The organism is Leeuwenhoekiella sp. A2 (assembly GCF_047946655.1).
Classification (GTDB): Bacteria; Bacteroidota; Bacteroidia; order Flavobacteriales; family Flavobacteriaceae; genus Leeuwenhoekiella.
Genome location: NZ_CP172311.1, coordinates 1461262 through 1485775 on the forward strand (window position 1 = coordinate 1461262; position 24514 = coordinate 1485775).

General features: G+C 38.6%; 20 protein-coding genes. 9 read left to right on the forward strand and 11 right to left on the reverse strand.

Features of this window, described 5'->3' with window-relative positions:
* Positions 1-317: 317 nt before the first annotated feature.
* Positions 318-3476: a TonB-dependent receptor gene (locus tag ACH3PA_RS06585; RefSeq protein WP_416445984.1), complete on the forward strand. Its 3159-nt coding sequence runs from the start codon at positions 318-320 to the stop codon at positions 3474-3476.
* A 173-nt stretch (positions 3477-3649) separates the two neighbouring features.
* Entirely contained in the window at positions 3650-5278 is a 1629-nt protein-coding gene (locus ACH3PA_RS06590) for a dihydroxyacetone kinase subunit DhaK (RefSeq protein ID WP_416445982.1), read from the forward strand.
* A gap of 51 nt (positions 5279-5329) precedes the next feature.
* Here ACH3PA_RS06590 and ACH3PA_RS06595 read toward each other — a convergent pair whose 3' ends face one another.
* The 8 genes from ACH3PA_RS06595 to ACH3PA_RS06630 form a co-directional block, all read right to left on the reverse strand.
* Positions 5330-6130, reverse strand: a complete 801-nt coding sequence (locus tag ACH3PA_RS06595) for a tetratricopeptide repeat protein (protein WP_416445980.1) — start codon at positions 6128-6130, stop codon at positions 5330-5332.
* The gene (locus tag ACH3PA_RS06600) at positions 6127-7884 is read right to left on the reverse strand and encodes a BatD family protein (RefSeq protein ID WP_416445978.1); all 1758 of its coding nucleotides are present in this window, start codon (positions 7882-7884) and stop codon (positions 6127-6129) included. Before ACH3PA_RS06600 ends, ACH3PA_RS06595 begins: the two co-directional genes overlap by 4 nt.
* A 41-nt stretch (positions 7885-7925) precedes the next feature.
* Entirely contained in the window at positions 7926-8807 is an 882-nt protein-coding gene (locus ACH3PA_RS06605) for a tetratricopeptide repeat protein (protein ID WP_416445976.1), read from the reverse strand.
* A complete protein-coding gene (locus ACH3PA_RS06610) occupies positions 8804-9850 on the reverse strand; it encodes a vWA domain-containing protein (RefSeq protein WP_416445974.1) in 1047 nt (348 codons plus the stop codon). Before ACH3PA_RS06610 ends, ACH3PA_RS06605 begins: the two co-directional genes overlap by 4 nt.
* Positions 9851-9859: 9 nt before the next feature.
* Positions 9860-10864, reverse strand: coding sequence for a vWA domain-containing protein (locus tag ACH3PA_RS06615; RefSeq protein WP_416445972.1), 1005 nt, complete (start codon positions 10862-10864; stop codon positions 9860-9862).
* On the reverse strand, positions 10864-12543 hold the full coding sequence (locus ACH3PA_RS06620) for a hypothetical protein (RefSeq protein WP_416445970.1): 1680 nt from the start codon (positions 12541-12543) through the stop codon (positions 10864-10866). The genes ACH3PA_RS06615 and ACH3PA_RS06620 overlap by 1 nt, the downstream gene beginning before the upstream one ends.
* Positions 12544-12556: 13 nt before the next feature.
* Entirely contained in the window at positions 12557-13423 is an 867-nt protein-coding gene (locus tag ACH3PA_RS06625) for a DUF58 domain-containing protein (protein WP_416445968.1), read from the reverse strand.
* Positions 13424-13514: 91 nt separating this feature from the next.
* A complete protein-coding gene (locus ACH3PA_RS06630) occupies positions 13515-14519 on the reverse strand; it encodes an AAA family ATPase (protein ID WP_416445966.1) in 1005 nt (334 codons plus the stop codon).
* Between the two features lie 327 nt (positions 14520-14846).
* On the opposite strand from ACH3PA_RS06630, the gene ACH3PA_RS06635 reads away from it, so the two are divergent.
* The 3 genes from ACH3PA_RS06635 to ACH3PA_RS06645 all read left to right on the forward strand — a co-directional run bounded on the left by ACH3PA_RS06635 (position 14847) and on the right by ACH3PA_RS06645 (position 17544).
* Positions 14847-15608, forward strand: coding sequence for an SDR family NAD(P)-dependent oxidoreductase (locus ACH3PA_RS06635; protein WP_416445964.1), 762 nt, complete (start codon positions 14847-14849; stop codon positions 15606-15608).
* A 71-nt stretch (positions 15609-15679) separates the two neighbouring features.
* On the forward strand, positions 15680-16816 hold the full coding sequence (locus ACH3PA_RS06640) for an ATP-binding protein (RefSeq protein ID WP_416445962.1): 1137 nt from the start codon (positions 15680-15682) through the stop codon (positions 16814-16816).
* Positions 16816-17544, forward strand: coding sequence for a metallophosphoesterase family protein (locus ACH3PA_RS06645; protein WP_416445960.1), 729 nt, complete (start codon positions 16816-16818; stop codon positions 17542-17544). The genes ACH3PA_RS06640 and ACH3PA_RS06645 overlap by 1 nt, the downstream gene beginning before the upstream one ends.
* 121 nt (positions 17545-17665) lie before the next feature.
* On the opposite strand, the gene ACH3PA_RS06650 is transcribed toward ACH3PA_RS06645, so the two are convergent.
* The 3 genes from ACH3PA_RS06650 to ACH3PA_RS06660 form a co-directional block, all read right to left on the reverse strand.
* On the reverse strand, positions 17666-19201 hold the full coding sequence (locus ACH3PA_RS06650; protein ID WP_416445958.1) for an aldehyde dehydrogenase family protein: 1536 nt from the start codon (positions 19199-19201) through the stop codon (positions 17666-17668).
* An 80-nt stretch (positions 19202-19281) separates the two neighbouring features.
* A complete protein-coding gene (locus ACH3PA_RS06655; protein WP_416445956.1) occupies positions 19282-19815 on the reverse strand; it encodes a 3-hydroxyanthranilate 3,4-dioxygenase in 534 nt (177 codons plus the stop codon).
* A gap of 152 nt (positions 19816-19967) precedes the next feature.
* Positions 19968-20465 (reverse strand): CAP domain-containing protein, encoded by a 498-nt coding sequence (locus tag ACH3PA_RS06660; protein WP_416445954.1) that lies wholly within the window; start codon positions 20463-20465, stop codon positions 19968-19970.
* A 254-nt stretch (positions 20466-20719) separates the two neighbouring features.
* On the opposite strand from ACH3PA_RS06660, the gene ACH3PA_RS06665 reads away from it, so the two are divergent.
* From ACH3PA_RS06665 to ACH3PA_RS06680, 4 genes are all read left to right on the forward strand, one after another.
* Positions 20720-21787 (forward strand): isoaspartyl peptidase/L-asparaginase family protein, encoded by a 1068-nt coding sequence (locus ACH3PA_RS06665; protein ID WP_416445952.1) that lies wholly within the window; start codon positions 20720-20722, stop codon positions 21785-21787.
* Positions 21788-21922: 135 nt separating this feature from the next.
* Entirely contained in the window at positions 21923-22777 is an 855-nt protein-coding gene (locus tag ACH3PA_RS06670; RefSeq protein ID WP_416448476.1) for a phospholipase A, read from the forward strand.
* A 70-nt stretch (positions 22778-22847) separates the two neighbouring features.
* Positions 22848-23354 carry a GbsR/MarR family transcriptional regulator gene (locus ACH3PA_RS06675; RefSeq protein WP_416445948.1) on the forward strand — a complete coding sequence of 169 codons (507 nt, stop codon included), beginning with the start codon at positions 22848-22850 and terminating at the stop codon, positions 23352-23354.
* 11 nt (positions 23355-23365) lie between these two features.
* Positions 23366-24505: an efflux RND transporter periplasmic adaptor subunit gene (locus ACH3PA_RS06680; protein ID WP_416445946.1), complete on the forward strand. Its 1140-nt coding sequence runs from the start codon at positions 23366-23368 to the stop codon at positions 24503-24505.
* Positions 24506-24514 lie beyond the last annotated feature (9 nt).

Below are 24514 nucleotides of genomic sequence, written 5' to 3' on the forward strand. Positions count from 1 at the left end.
AGAATTACAAAACTAGCATTTCTAGATAAACTACATGTTAATTTAATAATAAAACTCTTTAATATTTCAGTCATTATTGATATAAGAATACGAGAGCAATACTCTAACCTGCTTATTACAGAAGCGTACATGCCTTAGAAATTAATTGGATTAGTGAATTTGTAAAAATTGGTTATCATTTTTGAATTTATCACATTCAAATAATTAATATTCAGATATTTACACAAATACAATTAAGCCTTAATTAAGAAATCATTATTAAAATCTATTTTTGCGCTGAGTTCAACAATCACTATTTTTCACTAAAATCATCTGCTATGAAACACTATTTACTCTATTTTTTCTTAACGCTTTTCTTCTGTAGTGCTGCCTATTCTCAGGTGACAACTGCAGAAATGAGCGGGGTTGTTTATGACGACCAGAATACAGCTTTGCCGGGTGCAAATATTACTGCAGTTCACCTTCCCACGGGTACGACCTATGGTGCAATTACTAATCTTGACGGCAGGTTCAACCTTCTCAATTTGCGAGTGGGTGGTCCTTATAAAGTTACTATAACATACATTGGCTTTACAGATTATGTGTTAAATGATATTTCGTTGACATTAGGGCAAACTTTCAACGTACGCGCTGTTTTGGCAACAGCCGCTAATGAGCTGGATGAGGTTGTGATTTCGGGAACGAAAAGCACGGTTTTTAATAATGACAGAACAGGATCTGAAACCAGTATTGGCAGCAGAGACCTTAAAACCTTACCTACTATCTCCCGTTCTACAGCAGATTTTACACGCTTAGAGCCCTCTGCCAGTGGAAATTCATTTGGTGGTAGAAATGATCAGTTCAACAACTTTAGTCTTGATGGCGCGATCTTTAATAACCCCTTTGGCCTGGATGCTGCAACCCCGGGCGGACAAACAGACGCTCAGCCTATCTCGTTAGATGCCATTGATCAAATACAGGTGTCATTAGCTCCTTACGATGTAACTCAGTCTGGCTTTACAGGCGCTACTGTGAACGCGGTAACTAAAAGCGGAACAAACGAATTTACTGGTACGGCTTACGGTTTCTTTAGAAATGAAGATTTGACCGGTCGTAAAATTAAAGGAGAGAAACTGGCAAAAGCAGATCTAAAACAAACTCAATATGGAGTGAGCATTGGCGGCCCTATCGTAAAGAACAAATTATTCTTTTTTGCCAATTTTGAAAAAGATGACAGAACAGATCTTGGCTCTTCATTTGTGCCAAATACTGGTTCTGGCGGAGTTAATGAATCTCGTGTCTTAGAATCTGATCTAATGGCGGTACAAAACGCTCTTTTAGATTTAGGCTACAATCCTGGCAGTTACAGAGGTTTTACATACGATTCTAAATCAACCAAAGGAATTTTTAAGTTAGACTGGAATATTGATAACAATAACAGGGTTGCTTTAATTTATAATTTTCTTGACGCTTCTAAAGAGAAACCTGCTCACCCTACAGCAATTACGCGCAGAGGCCCCAGCGCTTCAACACTGCAGTTTCAGAACTCGGGATATGAGATGAATAATAAATTACAATCGGTACAGTTAGAATGGAACTCTACCTTCTCTCAAAATGCATCTAATAAACTTCAGGTGGGTTATACCCATTTTGATGATTTTAGAAACCCGTTTTCTACTCCCATTTCGCCTATTAATATTCAGAAAGATGGTTCTAACTATATAATCGCAGGCCACGAGCCGTTTTCAATCAACAACAAACTTGATCAAAAAGTAATTCAGATTACAGATAATTTTAATTACTACGTAGGTGATCACACATTTACTGTAGGTGCTTCATTTGAGAAATTCTCGTTCAAGAATTCTTTCAATTTAACGGCTTATGACAACTTTGGGACCTACGAGACAAACGGAAATTATTACGGCAACTTTAATCCTTATCCTTCTGTTGATGTATTCTTAGCAGATGCAGCAGATCCTAATGGTATTTTAGCCTCTAATATCGCTTACGCAAATAGTGTTTACGATGCTTCTAACGCTGCCGGCGACGGTAATGACGGTGGCTGGAAACTTGCAGAATTAAATGTAGGTCAACTGGCTTTCTACATGCAGGATAAATGGAACGTCACAGAGAAGCTTAAGTTAACAATGGGCATTCGTTTTGATAAACCGCTCTATTTTAATACCGATGAGTTAATTCAAAAATATATTGACACAGATAATACAGCTACACGTGACAACTCTGTAGAATATTACAATCCCAACAACGGTGACATGGTGAATCTAATTTCTACCAGAATGCCGTCTAACAAGATTTTATTCTCTCCCAGACTTGGTTTTAACTATGATTTAAAAGGAGATAACACCATACAACTGCGTGGCGGTACAGGTATTTTCACGGGTCGTTTTCCGTTTGTATGGTTAGGAAATCAGGTAAGTGGTGCTGATGATGGTTATTTTCAAATTGTTGACCCAAGTTTTAAATGGCCACAGGTCTGGAGAACAAATGTGGGTGCAGATTACAAATTTGAGAACGGATTGATCCTTACGGGAGATGTGTCATATACAAAAGATATAAATGGTGCTCATGTACAAAACTGGGGGCTTTTACCACCTTCAGAAACTCTGGAAGGTGTTGACAATCGCCCTATTTATACAGCAGATGATCATTTAAATAATGCATATGTATTCTCTAATTCTGATAAAGGCAGAATTTGGAATTTCACATTTAAAGCACAAAAAACCTTTGGCACAGGATTCTATACCAGCATTGCTTACAACTACCTCAACTCAAAAGATGTCAACTCTATTGAGGCTGAAATTACCGGTGATGCTTTCGATTTTAATCCCGCAATTGGTAATGTAAATAATGACCGCTTAGAATACTCAAAATATGGAGATACCCACAGAATTATAGGTGTGGTTTCAAAGCAGTTTAATTATGGTGGTGAAACTTGGTCTACCACGATCTCGACATTTTTTGAATACGCTCAGGGCGGAAGATATAATTACACCTACGGCGGCGATATTAACGGTGACGGGTCAAGTGTAAATGATCTTATTTACATTCCTACTACAACTGAAATTAGCGAGATGCAGTTTTCTGGTCCCGGGCAGGCAACTGCTTTTGAAAATTTCATACAGCAGGATGATTATTTAAGTGATCACAGAGGGCAGTACTTTGAGCGTTACGGGGCTTTAGCACCATGGAGAGGCAGATGGGACATGAAGATCTTACAGAACTATAATTTCAATGTTTCAGAAAATAAGACAAACACGATTCAGTTTAGTCTTGATATCCTGAATTTTGGTAACCTGATCAACAGTGACTGGGGGCTTGTACAAGAACCAGCTTCTGCTCAGCCTATTGGTGTAACAGTAGATGAAAATAATGTGCCCACTTATACATTTAGTACAGACCTTAACGATCCTTTAGTATATAATACAAGTTTACTATCAAGATGGCAGGCACAAGTTGGTTTGCGATACATATTCTAATTTATTGCCGATCTTATTATTAAGAACCCGCTTATTGAGCGGGTTTCTTCGTTTTATATATTAGTAACCTTCGCACCCTTAAAAACCTAAAATTTTGATAAAGTATGCCTTGATCATAGCTTCCTAAAAAGAAAGCCCCTCCATTTTTTATAAATTTAAAGAAAAGAGAGATCATGAAATTTTTTATAAATAAACCTGAAGATGTAGTCAATGAATCCATTTTAGGAATGATAACAAATCCTGAACTTACGGTTCTCGATTCATTTCCTGAAATACGAGTCGTTGTGCGTAACGACTGGGACAAATCTAAAGTTGCACTCATCTCTGGCGGTGGTTCTGGGCATGAACCTACACATGCCGGTTTTGTGGGTGAAGGAATGCTTACCGCAGCCGTTTGTGGTGATATATTTGCTTCACCACCCGTAGATGCGGTTCTCGCGGCTATTGAGGCTGTAAGTGGTGATAAAGGTTGTTTACTTATTATAAAAAATTATACTGGTGATCGTCTAAATTTTGGCCTTGCGGCAGAACAAGCCAGAGAAATGGGTCATAAAGTTGAAACTGTTACCGTAGGCGACGATATTGCTCTGGGACTCGACACACAACAACGCGGATTAGCAGGAACGCTCTTTGTACATAAAGTTGCCGGCTATTTGGCAAAATCGGGTGAATCACTTGAAAAAGTGGCTAAAATTGCCCAAAAAGTAGCAGATAATACAATATCTATCGGACTCTCACTAACTGAAGGCCAAAAGTTTAAAAACCCTGAGGAATCAAGGCTCTCAAAATCTGAAGCTGAACTTGGGTTAGGGATTCATGGTGAACCCGGTGTTGAGAGAATTGAGATGGAACAAGCAGATGCCCTCATAGAAAAAGCTGAAAAACAGCTCACTGAATATTTACCAGATGAAAATGGAAAATATGCCCTGCTGGTTAATAATCTGGGCAGCGTTACACCGCTTGAAATGAATCTTATTATTAACTCCTTTTCTAAGACTGATTTGTCTTCTAAGGTAGATTATATAATAGGTCCAGCTCAAATGATGACCTCTTTAAACATGAATGGCTTTTCACTTTCTATGGTCTTGCTTGATGAGCAAATTGAAGAAGCTTTATCTGCTAAAAATAATATTGCTCACTGGCATATAAGAAGATATGCTAAACCCGAATATTTAAAAAGCCCAGAGCTTCCTGAAACTCTTCAGTTTGAACCTTCAGAAAACAACAAGTATAAACAGATCGTTCAGGAAATCGCAGAATATCTAATAGATCTTGAAGCAGAATTAAATGACCTGGATGAAAAAGTAGGAGATGGTGATGCCGGTTCAACTTTCGCTACAGCGGGAAGAAAACTTAAAGAACTTAAAGACAAATTACCTTATGATAATATTTCGCAACTCTTCACGACAGTAGGCAGAGTATTATCTCGCGAGATAGGCGGCTCAAGCGGCGTGCTTTTATCATTATTATTTACCAGTGCGGGAAGCCATTTAAAAGAAAACCAAAATATAGGCGAAGCTTTTCTGGCAGGTTTACAAAAAATGCAGGATTACGGCGGTGCAAAACAAGGTGAGCGCACAATGATAGATGCGCTTCAGCCCGCCTTTGAAAGTTTAGCCCATGGAGAATCGATTAAAAAAGCAAGTGACAAAGCCAGAAAGGGAGCAGATTCTACTAAAGAAGTTACAAATACCAGCGCAGGAAGGTCATCTTATCTTTCTGAAAATACACTAAAAGATGTACCAGATCCAGGTGCAGAAATGGTTGCCCGAGTACTTGAAAAAATCGCCGAAATCCTTTAAAAATCGGTGATTTTCAGGCTAAAATCAGGAAATTAAAAGCTAGTTATTGGTCTATAATTCCTTTATTTCCGTATTAGTTACCCAACCTTCTTTACCATCTGCTATGCGAATGCGCTTCCAGTCATCGGTTTCTTCAAGCACATGAACTTTGGTTCCCTCGTGCAGCAAAAATGTCTGGTCGCTTCTTAAGTTAGGTTCACTTTTAACCTCAGCCTCAGGAGACCAAACGATTGCCGGCCTGTTATTTCTGTCAAAAGATCTGGCCTGAAAACTAATTGCAAGGCTTATAACTGCCAAGCCCAATGCAACAAACGAAGTGGTAAAAAGCAAGCGCTTCATGCCGGTACGTACCGTAAAATAATAACCTATAAATGCAAAAACGAAGACAAAAACCAGAATTACGGTAACGACAGCCCAGCCATCTATTGTAAACAAGCTCAAAATAGAATTATACCATTTTTTAAAGGTATTTTGAGGCAGAGGCGTTATCGCATCAATAGTCATATTTTTAGCAAAAGTCAGATTGTTTTGTATGTCTTTATTTTTGGGATCAAGCTTTAAGGCTTTCTCATAATAATAAACACTGGGCGCAATCCTGTTCAATTTGTACTGCGCATTTGCCAGGTTAAAATATAAAGCGGCAGACTCGTAACCTTGTTTAGCAACCTCTTCATAACTATTTACAGCTTCCTGATAGTCGCCATTTGCATATTGCTGATTTCCTTTCTCAAAAAGATCTGTAGGTTGTTGAGCAAAACCAAAACTGCTAATTAACATAAAGCATAAGAGTGCGCTTAAAGCGAAAACCTGCTGTGTCCCTTTTAATTTAAATTTATTACTGAATCTTTTCATAGCTGCTTATCTATTTCTGAAATGACTCTAGATGCTTTTTCATAATCCTGCTGCATCTCTACAGAAGTTGCCGGCGTATAGCGCGCAAACTCACAATTCTCAAGTAAGCTTATAAATTCTTGTGTAGACGATTCGCTGGCACCCTGCTTAATCAATAGACCTCTTATGCGCTCTTTACTCATATCGCTGGTCTGGATGTTAAGTTTTGCCTTAAGGTAGTTGTGTAATGATTTCTCAAGAGAAAGATAGAACACCTTTTGATCACCAAGATTCTTCTTAGCCTCACCCAGGTATTTACGAGCAAGCCTATCTGCTTTGCGCAGGCGATTGCCTTTTACATCATTCTTATAAGCTCTGCGTTTTCCTGCCACAAATAGCGCGAGCGGTATGAGCAGTAAGGGCGCTCCCACTAAAGACCAAAAAGTTGTAGAAGCAAAGAATTGCTCTTCATCTTTAGGATACAATTCTGTATCTGAACTTATATATTTAAATTGATCTTTTGCAATCACATTACTTTTTGCAACTCCGCTACTCTTCTCAGAATTTTGAGCCGTTAGCGGCCCGTTCTCAACTTCTATTAAAATTTCGTCAGATGTTATAGTCTGGTATCTTTCAGTCTTTGGGTTGAAATAAGAAAATGAAATTGAAGGTATTGGGTATTTTCCTTTTGTTTGTGGCACAACAGTATAATTGTCTGCAATGCTTCCGCCCATTCCGCTCAAATTAGTGCGTACATTCTCATTATGCTGTGGCTCGTAAACTTCTAAAGAATTAGGTAGATTAGGTTTTGGTAATTTAAAGAGTTTTAAATTTCCGTTACCTTTTGCCATGATCTCAAGATCTAAAGCTTCAGAAGCATCAAGTTTTGTCTTATCTGCGCTAACTTTAAAATCAAAACTTCCTACCGCCCCGCTAAAATCTGCAGGTTTTCCATTCTCTGGAAGTGGTTTTACAGTGATCTTACGGTTATTTGCGGCAACAGTGATCTGAGCAGGTCTGGAAATACGTTGACCAAAAATATCTCTGCGCTCTGTAGGCACATCTACATTGATATTTAAAGCAAGAGGTTCTATGGTAAGTTCACCTGTTTTTTGAGGATACAGAACGGTTCTTCTCAAAATCACATATCTGTAAGGTTCACCATTGTATTCACCGTCATAAACTTTAAACTGTTTCTCATCTATACTTTGACTCCAGAAATCTGCAAACTTAGGAGCGTCAATTTCATTCCACCCACTTACAGCGGTTTCCCGAGAAACATACAATTTATAGACCACCGTAATGGCTTCATTGAGATATGGATTTGATTTTGAAACTTCTGCGACAAGATGCACATTCTCTGAGGCTACATATTCTGCATTATTACCGTCTTTAGGTTTATCTACTGCCGTTGTAACCTGAACGGTTATAGGCACAGTTTTGTATGTATCTCCATCTATTGTAATCTCAGCCTGACCAATGGTCATCTCGCCGGTGGTTCTTGGGGCTAAAAAGTAGGAAAACACCTTAGAAAAGCTGCTTTTTCCATTTACCCATTGTCTGCTTACAGATTGATTGGGGCCTCCTACTATATTAAATCCCTGAAAACTGGGTGGCTGAAAATTATCACCATCCTTATTCATCTCAAAGTCTACACGCAGACGTTCATTTATGCCTAGCTTTTTCTTACTTACAGTAGCATCAAAGGTTACCTGTGCCCAGGTGGTGAACCCTGTAAAAATAAGAACAAGCAAAAATCCTAGCTTCATCTTCATCTTATTTCCTTTCGTTTTTGGGTCGTTGTCTTCAACTTTAATTACCAGTCTTTTTCAGTTTTTACCTTTGCTCCTTTTACCTTTTGAGCATTGATCTTATCCTGAACTTTATTTTCTTCATTTTTCATGGCCTCAAGCAAGCTTTTTACCTGCTGTGGCGATAATTGACCTTCTGCAGGTTGCTGCTGCTGGTCTTTTTGATCCTGAGGCTTTCCATCGTCTTTGTTATCTCCTTTTTTATCATCAGGTTTGCCTTTATCGTCTTTTTTCTGATCGCCGTCTTCTTTCTTCTCGTCACCTTTATCATCACTCTCCTTAGGCTTGCCGTCGTCACTCTCTTTGTCTTTGCCCTGATCGCCTTCTTTATCTTTATTGTCCTTGTTTTGATCCTGGTTCTGGTCTTTGTTCTGATTATCATCATTACCGCCACCACCATTTTTGTCTTCCTCTTTTTTCGCAAGAGCGAGATTATAACGAGTTTCCTCATCTGTAGGATCATTACGCAGCGCATTTTTATATGCTTCTACGGCTTTTTTGAAGTCTTTTTGCTGGTAATAAGCGTTCCCAAGATTATGAAAGGCTTTATGTCTTTCTTCTTTTGTCTGGGCTACTTCTGCGGCTTGCAGATAGCGATCCATCCCTTCTGCGTATTTTTTATTACGGTAATAGTTATTACCCATATTATATTTCGCCGAAAGGTTTGCCGGGTCTTTTGCAACTGCCTTTCTGTATGATGCTTCTGCAACAGCAAACTGTTTCTGCTCAACCTGCTCATTACCATCTGCTACAAAATCATTAGCCTCTGCAAGTGCAGGATCAGGCTTCCCGTTATCTACCTTTTGAGCATAACTACAAGCACCAATAAGTACTATACCTAAACCGAATAATACTTTGCTTTTATTTATTATCTGAAATTCTCTCACGCTCTCTCTTTGTTTTCGTTAAACAAATTCAATCTTCTTACCCATGCCGTTTTACGCTCGAGTAAGAATATATCTAAAAATAACAATAATAATGCCGCACCAACAAACCACTGAAACTGATCTTTAAAATCTGCAAACTGCTTAGCCTCAAACTCCTTCTTATCCATTTTATTGAGATTATCTTTAATGGCATCTACCACTTGCTGGGTATTGTTTCCATTAATATATTCTCCGTTTGCCTCTGAGGCGATCTCCTGTAGCGTTTCTTCATCTAAACGGGTAATTACAGTCTCCCCATCCTGATCTTTTTTATAAGATTCTATAATCCCATTTCTTTTTAATGGTATAGGGCCGCCTTTCTCTGTACCAACACCTATTGTAAAAATACGTATACCTTCCTGATCTGCAGACTCTGCTATTTCTGCAGCATCACCGGCATGATCTTCCCCATCTGAAATTATAATAAGAACACGATTTGTTTGTTCTTCATCATTGTAATATGTTTTTGCCAGATCTATAGCTTCGCGTATTGCGGTTCCCTGACTGGAAAGCATATCTGTGTTCATCGAGTTGAGGAACATTTTTGCACTGCTGTAATCTGTAGTAATTGGCAATTGCGGAAAAGCACTACCTGCATAAGCAATTATACCTACACGGTCACTGCCTAAATTATTTATGATCTGTGCTACCAGCTGCTTAGCTTTCTCAATACGATTAGGGGCTATATCTTCTGCCAGCATACTTTTTGAAACGTCTATGGCAAAAACAACATCTACACCTTCACGTTTAACGGTCTCTAGTTTAGTCCCAATTTTAGGATTAACTAAACCAATAACCATACAGGCAATAGCCAGGCAGATTAAAATAACTTTTAAAATGGGTTTGAAATTAGACCGCTGCGGAGTTAATTTTTGCAGTAATTCTCTGTTTGCAAATTTATTCTGAGCGCGTCTCTTCCAGAGCTGCAAGCCAAAGAAAAGCAAGAGCACAGCAGGAATTGCCAGCATTAACCAAAACCATATTTTTTCTTCTAGTAAATACATTCTCTTTCTTTAAACAAAACTCCTGAACACTGTATATCCTAACAAAACCTCTCCTAAAAGCAGCAAACCGGCTAATATCACCAGCGGTCTGTATTCTTCTTCGTAGTTGGTAAATTTAAATTCTTCAATGTCTGTTTTCTCCAGTTTGTTGATCTCTTCATAGATCTCTTCAAGCTTTTGATTATCTGTCGCTCTAAAATAGCGACCACCCGTACCATCTGCTATCTTCTGCAAAAGCTCCTCATCTATCTCTACCTGAATATTGCCGTATTGAAAACCTCCATCTGGGCGTATTGCTATAGGAGATAGCGCGGTTCCGTTTGTACCAATGCCTATGGTATACACCTTTATGCCAAATTCTTTTGCTAATTCACTCGCCGTAACAGGATCTATGAAACCAGCATTATTTACACCGTCTGTCATTAAGATGATAACCTTGCTTTTTGCCTTGCTGTCTTTTAATCTATTTACTGAAGTTGCCAGCCCCATTCCTATTGCCGTCCCGCCTTCAATTACATTGTTGTATCGTATGTCATTTAGCGAACTCAAAACAATCGCCTTGTCACTAGTGATTGGGGTGCGCGTATAACTTTCACCGGCATATTCCACAAGACCTATACGATCATTGGGTCGCTCAGCTATAAATCGAGAAGCTACTTCCTTTAAAGCTTCTAAGCGGTTAGGCCGAAGATCTTTGGCCAGCATACTTGCAGAAACGTCTGTCGCGATAACAATGTCAATACCCCTTGTGGTTTTTGTTTTGGTCGAGACATCTACTGTACGTGGGCGAGCCATTGCTGTGATTAACAATGCAAGAGCAAGCAACCTTAAAATAAATAAGATAGGCCGCAATTTTGCCAGAGTACCGCTACCCGTTTTAAACCCTTTTAAGCTCGATATTTTAACCTCTGCGGTAAGTTTTTTACGCTTCCAGAAATACCATGCTATTGCAACTGGAATTAACAGGAATAACCAAAACCATTGAGGATGTAAAAATTCAAAATTATCAAACATCAGTTTACTTGTTTTTGAAGTTCTACAGAATTTATAATACGATCTGCTATCTGCTTGGCATATTGATCATCTTTTCTCCAGGAAACCACGATCTGTTGTATGACACCTGGCGTCGTAAATGAAAGCATTAAATATTCACCTTTAGTAAATTCACCCGGTTTACCTTCTTCAGGAAAATCTCCAGAACCAAATGTTTTTAAACCTTCTGCCCCATTAGGAGTCGTGTATTTTTCACTTTTAACCAGCAGATTTTTAGCTCCAGCACCTTCTAATGTCTGCATCATAGCATCTGTCGCTTTTTGCAGGTCTGCCTCGTTTTTACCACCAAATCTCGTGTTATTGACTATAATTGAAAGTCTGTCTACAAGACTACCGTAAGCAAATGTGTTCATTTCTACCTGCCCCTGCGCTTCTTTAGGAATAGGAAGGTTTACTCTTCTTAAAACTTTAGGTGTAGAAACGGCTACAGCAGGATAACCATATTCACTACGTATCCAGTCTCCTTCAAGCAATTCTTTAGAAGGATGACCTATGTACGTATCTTTTACATAATCAAAACCTTTAATAGCAATTAAGACTCCGGCAGAGATAACCAGAATTGCCAGAACACCCAAAATACTGGTAAAAATAAGTCGTCTTTGTCTGCGCTTTGCTAAGGCTTTTCTGTAGGCCTCGTCACGCATTAATTCTTCTTCTGTAGGTTCTGGTAAAGCTTCTTTAGTCTCTTTTACAACCTGCTCTACAACCAGCCTGTCTGCTTCTGCTTTTCCTTCTTCTGGTCTTATTCTTGCAAATTTTGTAAGATCTGCGGTTTCTAAAACCTTTTGTAATTTTTTTATCGTCTCGTTGCTCAGTTCAACTTTATGGGTGTCGCGCTCAACGTATAAGCGGTTGATAAGTTCGCTGGTCGTACTTTCCATAGAGCGATCATAGACCTCTTCATTGAGATATCTTCTTACAATATCTGTAAGTCGTGAATAATAAACTTTTGTAGTCGCCTGATCTGCCGTTTTGCTGGGCGTTTCATATTCTTCATCCAGTTGTTTAAGTGATAAAAGCGCCTGCTCAAAAGGAGGTAATTTACGTTCTGCTTCCGCTTTTTTGCGGCTTCTTCTAATTAACCAAAACAGGAAAGCTCCTATTATAAATAAAACACCAAGGGCCCAGAGAACATATTCCCAGAACCTGCTAATTGCTCTTTCTACCTCTATGGTTTGCTTAATATCATACAACCCTTGTTTTGTAGTATCTATAGCAACATTTGCTACTTCTACCTGCATTGAGTCTGTAAGAAAAGGTTTTTCATTTATAATAATGCGCTGCTGCGGAATGGTGTAAGAACCGCTATCAAATTGCGTTAAGCCGTATTTCTTTAAAAGTTTAACTTTCGCCTGAGCGAAAGAAGTATCTACTTTATAAGATTCTATAACTTCTAATGGCGAGAAACTCTGCCCTTCAGGAAAAACGACAAGATCTGTAGAATCTGTTACAACTTCTACAGAGTAATTGATTTGCTCACCTATTTTTATAGAAGTAGAATCTATAGCAGCCTTAACTTGCTGCGCATGCAAATCAACTGAAAAAATAAAGCAAATGGCAAAAAAGAAGAAGGCGTATTTAGCTTGTGATATTTTAAAGTGGCCTTTTATTTTTGTTTTGGGGTTCAATATATAATTCATCTTTCTTCTCCTGTTATCCTCTTCTTTTGAAATAGCCCAAGAGTTTTTTTACATAACTTTCATCTGTGCGCACATCTATAACTCCGGCGCCACTGCGTCTAAAGGTTTCTTCATAGTACTTAACCTTATCTCTGTAAAAAGCGGCGTAATTTGATCGCACTTTTTTTGATGTAGTATTGACAAGCATAAGTTCGCCGGTCTCTTCATCTTCCATCTGCACCACGCCCAGACTGGGAATTTCTTCCTCGCGCTGATCGTAAATACGTATCCCGGTTATGTCGTGCTTACCAGATGCTATTTTTAGTGTATCTCTGTACTCATCTGCAATAAAGTCTGAAAGCACAAAAACTATAGCTTTCTTTTTCATCACATTTGACAAAAACTTTAAAGCCTGAGCAACATCTGTCTTCTTACTTTTAGGCTCAAACTCAAGCAATTCTCTTATAATCCTGAGTACGTGTGATTTCCCCTTTTTGGGCGGAATATAAAGTTCTATCCCATCAGAAAATAAAATGAGACCTATTTTGTCATTGTTCTGCATGGCCGAAAAAGCCAGCGTCGCAGCAACTTCTGTAACAATTTCTGATTTGAATTGCTGATCTGTACCAAAAAATTCTGAACCACTTACATCTGCCATGAGCATCATTGTAAGTTCGCGTTCTTCTTCAAAAACCTTAACATACGGCTCACTATACCTGGCAGTCACATTCCAGTCAATACTACGCACATCATCACCAAACTGGTATTGCCGCACCTCACTAAAGGTCATACCACGCCCTTTAAAAGTAGAATGGTACTCTCCGCCAAAAATATGATCAGACAGGCGTCTGGTCTTTATCTCTATCTTGCGTACTTTTTTGAGTAATTCTTTAGTATCCATGATTTGAGTATGCAGCTAATTGTATTTAAAAGCTTCCAAAAAACCCAAAAATCAGGGTTAAAATCGGCCTAAAAAGGTTAAAAATCAGCCTCTATGGCACTTCTATTTCATTAACGATCTTGTTAATGATCTCTTCTGTAGTTACATTTTCAGCTTCAGCTTCATAAGTAATACCAATACGGTGGCGTAGCACATCGTGTACAATAGCGCGCACATCTTCTGGTATTACATATCCTCTTCCGCGTATAAACGCAAAACATTTAGAAGCTGTTGCTAAGTTTATACTTCCTCGAGGCGATGCTCCAAAACTTATTAAAGGCTTAAGATCTGCAAGCTTAAAGTTTTCAGGGTAACGTGTGGCAAAGACAATATCAAGTATATACTTTTCTATCTTTTCATCCATATAAACATCTCTCACAGCCTCCTGCGCTCTCAATATCTGTTCTATAGAAACCACAGGGTTAACCTGCTCATAACTACCTTTAAGATTCTGGCGTATGATGAGTTGCTCTTCTGCATGTTTAGGATAATCTATTACCGTTTTTAGCATAAAACGGTCAACCTGAGCTTCTGGCAAAGGATAAGTACCTTCCTGCTCTACCGGGTTTTGCGTTGCCATTACTAAAAATGGCTTATCAAGAATAAAGGTTTCATCACCTATCGTCACCTGACGCTCTTGCATAGCTTCAAGCAAAGCACTCTGCACTTTAGCAGGAGCCCTGTTAATCTCATCTGCAAGCACAAAATTGGCAAAAATAGGACCTTTCTTAATACTGAAATCATTCAGCTTCATATTGTAGATAAGCGTACCTACAACATCTGCCGGTAATAAATCTGGTGTAAACTGTATACGGCTAAAACTACCGTGAACTGCTTTAGAAAGTGTATTTATTGCAAGTGTTTTTGCAAGCCCGGGAACTCCTTCTAGAAGTATGTGCCCGCGACCCAACAAGCCAATAAGCAAGCGTTCTACCATGTGCTTTTGCCCTACGATGACCTTATTCATCTCAAGGGTAAGAATCTTTACAAAAGCACTTTCTCTTTCTATTTTTTCATTAATGGCCCCAATGTCAATGGCTGTATTGGTATCTTCCATAATATTTGGTATAATTTTGTGCAGTTAACAACTCTGCAATGTTCAATTTTATTACAGAACACCTTGTTAACAATAGGTTAAAAAAATCTTTAATGACTAGGGTTTTCAAGGGTTTTTCTAATTTCAATCTCTGTAATTTCAAGTTTTGAAAATAAGAAATTCTGCCCATGCCTCTTGCTGCTAAATTCGCAAAAAACAGTGCCTATTTCTATCTAATCCATAGACTGTAGCAAAAAGGTGATGTTGCAAACAAATCCCCCACCGATCTGAAAAAATAAATACCTGAATTTACAACCCTTTGATTGAAAAGAATTTAAAAATAGATTAATGACAAAAAAAACTGCTTTAATAACGGGTGCAAGTAGCGGTATAGGCCTTGCAACTGCAACAGAATTTGCTAAACACGGTATCAACCTCATCATTTGTGGGCGAAATAAGGAAAAACTTAAAGATTTAAAAGAAGAACTGAAATCCTCTGTAGATGTTCATATACTCACCTTTGATGTTAGAACAAAGAAAGATGTTTTCTCTGCAATAGAAAGTCTTCATGAAAATTTCGCTCAAATTGATATCCTGATTAACAATGCAGGCAATGCCTATGGGATGGATACCATTCAGGACGGTGAAACGGATGACTGGGACGCTATGCTTGATATAAATGTGAAGGGCTTATTATATGTAAGTAAAGCTATTATCCCGCAGATGATAGAGCGCAACAGCGGTCACATTATTAACATAGGCTCAACCGCAGGCAAAGAAGTCTATCCAAAAGGTAATGTGTATTGTGCCAGTAAACATGCTGTAGACGCAATAAATCAGGCAATGCGCATAGACCTAAATCCATACAATATACGTGTGGGAGCTGTAAACCCGGGTATGGTTGAAACGTCTTTTAGCGAAGTGCGTTTTAAGGGGGATAAAGACAAAGCCGCAAATGTTTACAAAGGCTTTACACCCCTTGTTGCAGAAGACATTGCAGATATACTTTATTTTGTGGTTTCCAGACCCGCACATGTAAATATCGCAGATCTTGTAGTGATGAGCACAGACCAGGCAAGTAGTACCGTGGTGAATAAAAAGACAAGTTAATCTTTGCTATTCTTGAAAGATATGTCTTAATTATACATAACTATCAAAACTACTTTAATATAGGATAAACTGTGATCAACAAACGCTTACTCATTAAAAACCTGCTTGCTCATAACGACGAGAATAGTTTTTATGATAAAAAGCGGAAAGTTGACATTAGTACTAAAGAAGGTAAAGCGAAGTTCTTAAAGCACATTTGTGCTCTCTCTAATTCTAATCCTAAAAACAACAGCTACATAGTTATAGGTGTAGAAGATGACACAAATGAAATCACAGGAGTTCCGTTTTTTGACGATAGCAAAATTCAAAATCTTGTAAACGCCTATCTTACAAATCCGCCGCTTATTTCTTACGAAAATATTCCGTTTCCCAATTTACCCCGAGATCTGGTGGTAGGCCTAGTAACTATACGACCCACTAACAGATTGACAGCCTTGCGGAAGAATATCTGGAAATACTGGGGCGGCAGTGTTTTCTTTAGAGATGGCAGCATCTCAATGCCCAAGGTTTTTGATATCGAGATAAAAGACGTCAATAGTTCTATCGTTGCCACAATAGAAAATCATGCGCGCAACAGCATAGAACTTACTTTAAATGGTGTAATCGATTTTATAAACAACCGCCACAAAGATCTTTATACCAATTATAAGGTTTTTAAAGAGCAATTTGTGGTGTGCTGGGCCGGGCATCAAAAAAAGGTTAAGGATAAAACGTATTACAGCCGCGTAGATATTGAGCTTATTAATGAGCAGGTGCGCCTGTTTTATTCGGCGCTTGACGAAGTCTCGATCACGATAACAGAAGATACATTTACCATTTTAGAATATGTATTGTTGGGGCTTCAGAACAACTTTAAATATTACCCTTTAGAAGAATTAACGATTACATTTAAAGAAAATGGCTTTTACGGCATAGACAGCAAACTTGCTTTTGAGCCTCCGCTTTATGACAAGAAGTTGCTGCATCACATTTACAACAACAACAATGTAATTTTACAAAAACTTAAAGCTGACACCGCTCTTAATAAAGGTGAGAATGATGATCTTGCAAACCTGGCCTCAACATATCTTATCTGTTATTTAAACGGATTTGAAGAAGCAATAAATAAACTGGAAGAAGCGCGCCCTTTCCTTAGAAAAATAGGCGGAAAACTCTATGATTCTTACAAAGAGAATATGCGCATTCTTAGAAAAGTAAAATATAATTAATGGGACGAACTCTGGTAATAGGTGATATACATGGTGGTTTAAAAGGCTTAAAACAAGCCCTTAAAAGAGCCGAAATTAAAACGGATGACCACCTTATATTTTTAGGTGATTATGTTGATGGGTGGAGTGAAAGTGCTCCTACTGTAGAATTCTTATTAACGCTTTCGCGAAAGCAAACCTGCACACTTTTAAGAGGCAATCACGATGATCTTGTGTACCAGTGGTTATGCGGTGCAGATTATAATGAAAGCTGGATGCGACATGGTGGTGTAGCAACAATTGATTCCTATAAAGGCTATTCTGAAAAAGAGAAAGCCGCTCACAAAAAATTCTATGAATCACTTATAGATTATCATCTGGATACTGAATACAGATTATTTGTACACGCAGGTTTTCAAAACCAAAGCGGGCCAGAATATGAATACAGCAGCGTCACTTATTATTGGGATCGCACGCTGTGGGAAATGGCGCTGGCGATGGACACCTCAATTACAGAAAGTGACCCGCGCTATCCCAAGCGACTTACACATTGCAAAGAGATCTATATTGGGCATACTCCCGTTACTCGCATAGGCGAAACCACGCCGGTTAATATTGCCACAATTTGGAATATTGACACAGGTGCCGCTTTTAAAGGTCCGGTTACAATTATGGATGTTGACACTAAAGAATACTGGCAAAGTGACCCGGTACACACGCTGTATCCTGAGGAAAATGGGCGCAATTAGAGCGATTTTTAGCACTAAACAACCGATTTTCCTGAAATATAATACTGAGAAAAATCGGTTTAAACCGGCTTATTTTCGGCTTTAAAAGCTAAAAATCAGGTAGTTTGTTATTATCCTTAAATTAAAGATCAAATTTTATTCCCTGTGCAAGGGGCAATTTTGTCGTATAATTTATGGTGTTGGTTTGCCTGCGCATATAAACCTTCCACGCATCAGAGCCGCTTTCACGACCGCCACCGGTTTCTTTTTCGCCGCCAAAGGCACCACCTATTTCTGCCCCTGATGTACCAATATTTACATTTGCAATACCACAGTCACTGCCTGTAACGCTTAAGAATTGTTCTGCTTCGCGCAGGTTATTTGTCATGATAGCAGAAGAAAGGCCTTGATTTACACCGTTTTGCAGTTCAAGCGCATTAGTCACATCTCCAGAATATTTTAGCAAATAGAGAATAGGCGCAAAAGTTTCATGCTGCACGATCTCAAAATCGTTTTCAGCTTCGGCTATAGCTGGCTTTACATAGCAACCGCTTTCATAACCTTCACCTTCTAAAACCCCGCCCTCAACAAGCAGATTTCCACCTTCGGCGACTACTTTTTCGAGCGCAGCCCGGTACATTTTAACAGCGTCTTTATCTATAACCGGCCCAACATGGTTATTTTCATCTAAAGGATTACCTATCTTCAACTGATTATAAGCCGCTACTAAAGCTTCTTTTACCTGATCATAAACAGACTCGTGAATTATTAATCTGCGGGTAGAAGTGCATCGTTGCCCTGCAGTGCCCACAGCACCAAAAGCGGCACCAATAATGGTCATTTTAATATCTGCATCTGGCGTTACTATTATTGCATTGTTTCCTCCTAATTCAAGTAAAGATTTACCCAGGCGTGAACCCACGGTACTGGCTACAATTTTACCCATACGCGTAGAACCGGTCGCAGAAATAAGCGGAATTCTTGAATCCTGCGTCATGAATTCACCCACATTGTAATCACCATTGATCAGGCATGAAATACCTTCCGGAAGATTATTTTCAGCAAAAATACGAGCTGCAATTTTTTGACAGGCGATGCCGCACAAAGGCACTTTCTCTGACGGTTTCCAGATACAAACATCGCCACATATCCACGCAAGTGCCGTATTCCACGCCCAGACAGCAACAGGAAAATTAAATGCCGAAATTATACCCACGATCCCCAGTGAATGGTATTGCTCGTACATTCTATGACCGGGACGCTCTGAGTGCATGGTTAAGCCGTGAAGCTGTCGCGAAAGACCAACCGCAAAATCGCAGATATCTATCATTTCCTGCACTTCGCCCAGACCTTCCTGCAAAGATTTGCCCATTTCATAACTTACCAGCTCGCCAAGTGGCTGCTTTAATCTGCGCAGCTCATCACCAAATTGCCTAACTATCTCCCCGCGCTGAGGCGCAGGTTTTAGTCGCCACTCTTTAAAAGCTTCTTTAGCAGTTTCTACAACAGTTTCATATTCCTCTTTTGTGGTGGTAGTAACTTTAGCGATCAATTTACCGTCTACAGGAGAATATGAAGCGATCTCGTCGCCTGAGTCATATCTTTTACTCCCCGTAGAAGAGCCTGCGTTTATAGGAGTTATTTCTAGATCTGCTAAAACTTTATCTATGCTTACCATGTTTGTTTTTGTAATTATCGGGTAGTTTGTACCTAAAATCGGTTAAAAATTGAAGAAATCGGCCTGAAATTATTTCAGTTTTATCTCACAAAACGAGGATCAGCTTCCATCACATGCCCGCAATTATCGCAGGTACGCAATTCTTCACTGCCGTAGAATATTTTAAAGTGCTTTAAAAAATCCTCCTCTATATCATTTAACGGGAAGTAAACCTCATATAGTTTATGATTACAATTATCACAAAACCATAAAAGACCATCTTTTCCATCAAGGTCTGCTCTTTTTCGCTCAACAACCAGACCAATAGAATTTTCTTTTCGCACAGGCGAATGCGGCACTTTTGCCGGGTGCAAATACATATCACCGGGTCCTAATTTCATAGTTTTCTTAACTCCCTCATCCTGAACATGCACCTCTATCTCTCCTTCCAGCTGATAAAAAAGTTCTTCGGTCTCATTATAATGGTAATCTTTACGCGCGTTAGGCCCTGCTACCACCATGACGATATAATCATCTGCATCTTTGTAAAGATTCTTATTCCCCACGGGTGGTTTTAAAAGATCTCTGTTCTCATTGACCCATGCTGTAAGATTAAAAGGTTTTGCTATCGCCATGTTGATATTTTAGGTTAAAAATACAATATAAGTATGTGTTTAAAAACTAACGGTGCTTTTAAAAAATCTGCTCAAATACATGAAAAATCTCGTTTTTAAGCATAAAAAAAGCAGGCTCTCGCCTGCTAATGGGGGTAATATTTATTTATTGTTTATTCTTTTACAAAAATCTCTGTAAAGTAAGTAACGCCGGTTGCAGTCTTAACAACTGCGATCCCAGAATGTGTAAAGTCACCTTCTAGTGCTGCTCTGTGACCCGGGCTTTTTAACCACGCTGCAACAACATCTTCTGGAGTGTCATAGCCAAAGGCTACATTCTCACTTACTTTGTCTGCCCCTTTAGATTTAAGATAATCTGATCTCTTAAAGAAATTATCGTGGCTTATTTGATGTTTTGAAGCCATGTACTTAGAGTGATCTACTGCCTGAGATTCAGAATCTGAATGTGGTTGTAGGTCTGAAAGACCCATAGACTCACGGTGCAGATTAATCTCATCTAAAACAGCTGCTGCAAATTGACCTTCTACCTCTAAATTAGGTGCAAGTTCAATCATATCTATCTCGCTGGCAACAAGTTCATCGTCTTTGCTGCAAGAGGCTAAAAGGCATAGCAATGCCATAGCGAATATGCTTCGTAGTATCAATTTCATAATTTGGGGCTTATGAGTTATTACACTACAATAGTAATAGATATAACTGAATAAAAAAAGCGTTTAAACGCAGTAAACGTGTATTTCATCGAATAGTTGGTCATTTTAATTAAATTTTAACGCTTTTAAACTTTTTATACGTGCCGTTTATCGGTTATTTAATTAATTCAGGATTTTCTAATGCGAAATGTCATTTTGTTTAACAGTTTTATGAATTTCAATTTTTCTATCTTTCACCTCTAAAGCTGTTTACGATGAAAAAGATATTCCTCCTTCTATGCCCATTTCTTCTTTTACTTTCTTGTGATGAATCAACTACGGTCAATACAACTCAAGAAAACACCACAACCGCAAATGACACTACTCAAAATACCTTTGGCCTTATCATACACGGTGGCGCTGGTACTATTTTAAAAGAAAATATGACCGACTCTATGGAGACGGCCTATAAAGAAATGCTTACAAAAGCCATAAAAACAGGTCATGAGATCCTAAAAAATGGCGGTAGTAGTCTGGAAGCTGTGCAACGTACCATAAATGTGATGGAAGATTCGCCACTTTTTAATTCGGCTAAAGGAGCAGTTTTCACAAATGCCGGCATAAATGAACTAGATGCTTCTATTATGGATGGTAAAACCCTTAACGCAGGTGCTGTCGCCGGTGTTACTACAGTAAAAAATCCTATTAATCTTGCTTATGAGGTTATGACAAATTCAGACCACGTAATGTTGAGCGGTAAAGGCGCAGATAAATTTGCAAAAGAGCGCGGACTAGAAATTGTTGACCCTTCTTACTTTTTTACCCAAAAGAGATATGATGCCCTTATGGATATTAAAAAGAGAGAAACGATAGAACTTGATGACGATAATAAATCTGCCTTCTACGATCCTTTTATTAAAGATGAAAAATTTGGTACCGTAGGTTGCGTTGCTCTTGATAAAAACGGAAATATAGCTGCGGGAACTTCTACAGGCGGTATGACCAATAAAAAATACAACCGCATTGGCGATTCACCTATAATAGGCGCTGGTACTTATGCTAATAATAAGACTTGCGGAGTATCGTCAACAGGCTGGGGTGAATATTTTATACGCGGTATTGTAGCTTATGATATTTCGGCACAGATGGAATATGCCGGTAAGACTCTTGAGCAGGCGGCTAAAAATGTAATTCAGGGTAAACTCACAAAAATGGGCGGTACAGGCGGCATTGTTGCCATGGATAAAGATGGTAACGTCGCCATGGAATTTAATACTGCCGGAATGTACAGAGCACATATGGATGCCAATGGTAAACTTGATATAGGTATTTATTCTAAGTAAAACTTTATTAAAAATCGGCATTAAAGCATTAAAAATCAGCTAGAAATAGCTGATTTTTAATTTAACACAAGCTTAAGTTTGCGTAGTTCGGGAAATACCGAACTGTTTGTAATTTCGCATTTTCAAATCTGAAACATGCGCGCAATACTACCTGTTTTATCTGTTTTATTTTTTTTCGCCTTGAGCTTTCATTCTTTCAATCTGGAAGCCCAGGCACTCTCACGCGAGGAAGTAGATGATACGATACAGAAAATGCCCGCGTTTTCCATTCACAAAAACAATTATTTTATAACTGGTATTCCTACTCACGAGCGCATTAACAGTACTTCTACAGATGCTAAATACCAGATAAGTTTTAAATTATTGCTTACGCGAAATACACTACCGCTGGATAGTTATTTATTTCTCACCTATACCCAAAAAGCCTTCTGGAATATTTATCAATTTTCCAGTCCTTTTGAGGAGATCAATTTTAATCCCACCTTGGATCTGGGCAAACCACTTTATAATAAAGATGATCAAGTGAATGGTCTTGCCATTCTACAACTAGAACATGAATCTAATGGTCGTGACAGTATTTTTTCCCGTAGCTGGAACAATCTATCTCTCGCCTATCACACCCAGTTAAATGACCGCACAACATTACAAGTTAAAGGGTGGCTACCATTTTTATACAAAACAGACAATCCTGATCTTTTAGATTACATAGGTCTGGGTGAGGCAAATATTAGTTATGACATCAAACCAAAAAAACTCATTTTAAATGTAATTATGCGTAAAGGATGGGGATGGGACTGGAAAGGTGCTGTTAAAACTCAACTTCTCTATCGCCCGTTTAAAATGCCTAATCAATTTATTATGCTTGAGTGGTTTACGGGCTATACAGAGAGTTTAATAGATTATCAGGAATATAAAAGCATGATCAGGTTTGGCTTTATTATCAAGTCTGATGAGTTTGAAATATTCAAAAAACAGACGAGAAGAAATTAACAAAATTTTAAGTTTCGTTTAGTTCGATTAAAACCGAACTAAACGTAGTTTTGCCGTTCAAAATGAATTTATGGAGTCTGAGGAGTTAAAAAAACAAAAAGAACGTCTTATAGAACGCCTGGGCGTTCACATAGAATGTAAGGATCAATTTGCCCCCCTTGCGGCGCGTATTATGTCAACATTAGTTCTCACGGGAAAAAAAGGCTGCTGCTTTGATGCACTCGTTGCAGACCTGAACGCCAGTAAAAGTACCGTCTCAACACATCTTAATAATTTACAACAAAGCAATCGCATCTCTTATTATACGAAGTGCGGCGATCGCAAAAAGTATTTTATCATGCATCCTGATAGTATGATACTTAAAATGGATGAAATGGTTGCCACCTGGGAAAAAGAAAAAGACCTGCATTTGCAGATCATGGAATATAAGAAAGAGATCAATAAACATTTACCCCAGGATGACGACTCAAAATTTGAGTTAGAATTTCACACAGACTATCTGCTTTTTCTTGAGCAGGCTAGTTCCTCAATAAAACGCTTACGCGAAAAACTTTCCACAAAAATCAAAGAAGACTAATCAATCACGACATGAAAAAAAGATCAATACCCTATTTTATACCGGTTATATTAGGAGCCTTATTCACCCTCGCCTCTTGCGGTGATGGTGATAATAGCGCACAGCAAGCGCAGGCTGCTCCCCAGGCTTTACCTTTTCCGGTTATAGAAATACCTACACAAAGTGTGACTGCTTATAAAACGTATCCTGCAAGTATTGAAGGAATTGTAAATAGCGAAGTAAGAGCTAAAGTTTCCGGCTACATCACAGATGTTTTAATAGATGAAGGGCAAAAAGTAAAAAAAGGACAAACCTTATTTAAACTAGAGACCCAATCTCTTACTCAGGAAGCTAATGCTGCACAGGCTAATGTAAATGCTGCGCAGGTTGAAGTTAATAAACTGAAACCTCTGGTAGAAAAAAACATTATTAGCGAAGTACAGCTGGAAACAGCAAAAGCACAATTGGCTCAAGCCAAAAGTGGCTACAACAGTATCGCTGCAAACATAGATTACGCTAATATTAAAAGCCCTGTAGATGGTTTTGTAGGATCAATACGTTTACGCAAAGGTTCTTTAATAAGTCCTCAGGACCAGCAGCCTTTAACTACAGTTTCAGATATAAGTAAAGTGTATGCTTACTTTTCTATGAATGAAAAAGAATATTTAGATTTCATCCAGAACACTGATGGTGAAAACATAGAAGATAAGATCAAAAATTTGCCTAAAGTTAAATTGCTATTAGCAAATAACACCTTTTACGATCAGGAAGGAACTATAGAGACTATTAACTCTATGGTAAATAATAACACCGGTTCTGTGTCATTTAGAGCGGTTTTTGACAATCCTAACCGGATTTTATCTAACGGAAACAGCGGTAAAATTCAAATACCACAAAATTATACAGACGCAGTTGTCATTCCGCAGCAATCTACTTATGAGCAACAGGGTTCTACTTACGTATATAAAGTAGGTGCAGATAATACTGCCATCTCTACAAAGATCACCATTTCTACAGAAGTTGATAATCTATATGTTGTAAGCTCTGGTGTAGAAAAAGGTGACCGTATTGTAGCCACAGGTGTAGGCAAGTTAAGAAGCAATGCACAAATACAACCTCAGGAAGTACCTTTTGACAGTATCGCTAAACCTATGAACAAGGTATTCAAATAATAGAAAAAG

Bases quoted from the DNA above. Each gene is read 5' to 3' on its own strand.
- ACH3PA_RS06635 (WP_416445964.1), top strand. From the start codon at position 14,847: ATGACAAAAAAAACTGCTTTAATAACGGGTGCAAGTAGCGGTATAGGC.
- ACH3PA_RS06630 (WP_416445966.1), bottom strand. From the start codon at position 14,519: ATGGAAGATACCAATACAGCCATTGACATTGGGGCCATTAATGAAAAA.
- ACH3PA_RS06615 (WP_416445972.1), bottom strand. From the start codon at position 10,864: ATGTTTGATAATTTTGAATTTTTACATCCTCAATGGTTTTGGTTATTC.
- ACH3PA_RS06590 (WP_416445982.1), top strand. From the start codon at position 3,650: ATGAAATTTTTTATAAATAAACCTGAAGATGTAGTCAATGAATCCATT.
- ACH3PA_RS06625 (WP_416445968.1), bottom strand. From the start codon at position 13,423: ATGGATACTAAAGAATTACTCAAAAAAGTACGCAAGATAGAGATAAAG.
- ACH3PA_RS06680 (WP_416445946.1), top strand. From the start codon at position 23,366: ATGAAAAAAAGATCAATACCCTATTTTATACCGGTTATATTAGGAGCC.
- ACH3PA_RS06655 (WP_416445956.1), bottom strand. From the start codon at position 19,815: ATGGCGATAGCAAAACCTTTTAATCTTACAGCATGGGTCAATGAGAAC.
- ACH3PA_RS06645 (WP_416445960.1), top strand. From the start codon at position 16,816: ATGGGACGAACTCTGGTAATAGGTGATATACATGGTGGTTTAAAAGGC.
- ACH3PA_RS06650 (WP_416445958.1), bottom strand. From the start codon at position 19,201: ATGGTAAGCATAGATAAAGTTTTAGCAGATCTAGAAATAACTCCTATA.
- ACH3PA_RS06670 (WP_416448476.1), top strand. From the start codon at position 21,923: ATGCGCGCAATACTACCTGTTTTATCTGTTTTATTTTTTTTCGCCTTG.
- ACH3PA_RS06610 (WP_416445974.1), bottom strand. From the start codon at position 9,850: ATGTATTTACTAGAAGAAAAAATATGGTTTTGGTTAATGCTGGCAATT.
- ACH3PA_RS06585 (WP_416445984.1), top strand. From the start codon at position 318: ATGAAACACTATTTACTCTATTTTTTCTTAACGCTTTTCTTCTGTAGT.
- ACH3PA_RS06675 (WP_416445948.1), top strand. From the start codon at position 22,848: ATGGAGTCTGAGGAGTTAAAAAAACAAAAAGAACGTCTTATAGAACGC.
- ACH3PA_RS06660 (WP_416445954.1), bottom strand. From the start codon at position 20,465: ATGAAATTGATACTACGAAGCATATTCGCTATGGCATTGCTATGCCTT.
- ACH3PA_RS06595 (WP_416445980.1), bottom strand. From the start codon at position 6,130: ATGAAAAGATTCAGTAATAAATTTAAATTAAAAGGGACACAGCAGGTT.
- ACH3PA_RS06600 (WP_416445978.1), bottom strand. From the start codon at position 7,884: ATGAAGATGAAGCTAGGATTTTTGCTTGTTCTTATTTTTACAGGGTTC.
- ACH3PA_RS06620 (WP_416445970.1), bottom strand. From the start codon at position 12,543: ATGAATTATATATTGAACCCCAAAACAAAAATAAAAGGCCACTTTAAA.
- ACH3PA_RS06665 (WP_416445952.1), top strand. From the start codon at position 20,720: ATGAAAAAGATATTCCTCCTTCTATGCCCATTTCTTCTTTTACTTTCT.